Here is a 2,203-nt window from a genome sequence, read left to right as displayed (position 1 = left end):
CAGATGATCCTCGGCGCGCTTGCTTCGGTCCTGTGACCGGTTGAACTGCCGTCACGCGGCGCGGGCACTCTGGCGGGCGGCGATGTGCAGGCTGAGGTCCTCCGCATCGCGTCCGACTCCGTCGACAAGGTTGGAGAACTTGCGTTTCTGAAAGCGCATGCCCAGCACATAGAGCCCGGGAACTGGCGTTATTCCGCCTTCATGACGAACCTCTCCCCTGTCGTCGAGCACCGGAACCTTCAGCCAGGGATATTCCCGCCGGTATCCGGTCGCCCAGACGATGGACCGGATCCCTTCAGCATCCAGATCCAGCGACGAAGGTGCGGGGCGCAGATTGGTCGGACGCAACGCATCCGGTTCGGCAGGAGGAACATTCATTCGGTTCGCCTTGATGAACCCGTCGATCTTGGCCAGCAGCGAGAACATGCCCTCATCGGCGGCCCGGACCGTTTCGTGCAGGGTGTCGGCAAATCGGACCGTGCTCCCTTTCACTCCGATTGCCCGTCCCGCGAGGCGCGCGCCCTTGTCCTGCAGCGTGCCGACGTCGAGGTCGTGATTGTCGTCGGCGCCGATCAGCTGTGGCGGCGGCATGGACCGCTCGACCGCAGGATTGGCAGGAGACGCGAACGCCCCCATGGCGTCCATCCAGAAAAGAATGTCGCGGCCTCTGTAGCGCCGCGGCACGCGGATGTGGGTGCCGACCGCCAGGGTCACTTCGCGGCCTGCGGCCAGCAGCTCCTCGCCGATCTGGAGACCGGTCGCCGAGGCGCCGACCACCAGAACGTTGCCCTCCGGCACTTGTCCGGGATTGCGATAGTCGGCCGGCACGATATGCCGGATCTCTTCAGGGACGTCCGCTGCGAACTCCGGAATACGCGGCTTGTCGCAAAAACCCGTCGCGATCACAACGTTCGCCGCCAGCCAGACTTCGCGATCGGTGGTCACCCGGAAGCGGGTATCGGAAAGCTGCTCAAGCGACGTCACGGCGGTCCCGGTCTGGACCGGTGCCTCGTAGGACTGCGCGTAGTTTTCCAGATGATGGACGAACTCCGGCATCGTCATGAAGGCATCCGGATCGGACCCCTTGTAGTGCCAGTGCGGCAATCTGCTCTGCCAGTTGGGGGTGAGCATCCTGAGCGAATCCCAGCGCTCGCTGCGCCACCGTTCGCCGATCCTGCCGCGTTCCAGAATGACATGTTCGACGCCGAACTGATAAAGGCAGCGCCCCATCGCCAAACCGGCCTGGCCACCACCAATGATGACTGTGTTGACATGTTTCATGACCTGAATCTCCTGTGTCTCATGTCCTTGATGAGACCGGAGTTTGGGCCGGCGGCGTCATTTGACCGTTGCGCCACGCATCAATGAGCCGTCTAAAATGCGTTTATTCTTCGTGCAGGGGACAGGAGAAGTTAAGAACCCGCAGACGCCAGACCGCAAAGGCAACCGCAGCAGAAATGCGTCACGCGCCTGCATGGTGCTTACACGGACAACTGTGCTGCTCGGAGCAACATGGTTGTGTCATTGAGGGAAATGGCGCACCGGGGAGAATGAAGATGAGAACTGGAGCGTTCGGTTCTTGGCATCGTGATGATGCATAATCCAAGGTGAGGAAGCCAATAGGCCGTTCACTCGCGCTGAAGACCTGAGACTGTTCGGCGACCAGCGGCGATCTGGTTCCGGATCGATGGATCCATCAACACGCACAAGAATGCCCGCAATCGAAAGGACGCTAAGCGACCTTTCACACTTGCAGGCAGTCCCACTTAATTGCGCAATGGCTCAGCGGGACAAGCCAGCCGTACGACTTGATGAACACGCGGCCCGCACGCGCAAAGATATAACTTTCCGGGCCCGCCGCGAACACGCCAAGGCAAATTCACAAGCTACCGAACTTGCGCAAGTGGCAGACAGCAACCTGGCGGAAACACACAGAAAACCTGCGAACCGCGGTTAAGTATGCTGAATTCTCTTTTTTGAACGTATCGAGAGATAGCTAACCAACGAAGAGCGACGAGGCCCGCGTCTGGCGGAATCTGTCCTTTCTGAGGGTGGTGTCTGGATTATGACACTCAATCGTTGCAGCCTTTGAGACCAAAAGGGGCTTGGAAAACAAGCCGGCGCCGTGAAGTGCGTGAATGAACATGGATATCCGATAATGAAGTTTGTGAAGCTGTTGGCCCCATCGATAATCTTGACAGTT

Annotated in this window: 1 protein-coding gene; it reads right to left on the bottom strand. The window is 59.5% G+C overall.

Annotated features, from left to right (window positions below):
- Positions 1–51: 51 nt before the first annotated feature.
- The gene (locus ACQY7U_RS00245) at positions 52–1,281 is read right to left on the bottom strand and encodes an NAD(P)-binding domain-containing protein (protein WP_428640822.1); all 1,230 of its coding nucleotides are present in this window, start codon (positions 1,279–1,281) and stop codon (positions 52–54) included.
- Positions 1,282–2,203: the final 922 nt, after the last annotated feature.

The organism is Roseibium sp., from assembly GCF_050301095.1.
Lineage (GTDB): Bacteria > Pseudomonadota > Alphaproteobacteria > Rhizobiales > Stappiaceae > Roseibium.
The sequence above is the reverse complement of the archived record's forward strand: the minus strand, read 5'-3'. Positions and strand labels throughout refer to the sequence as shown.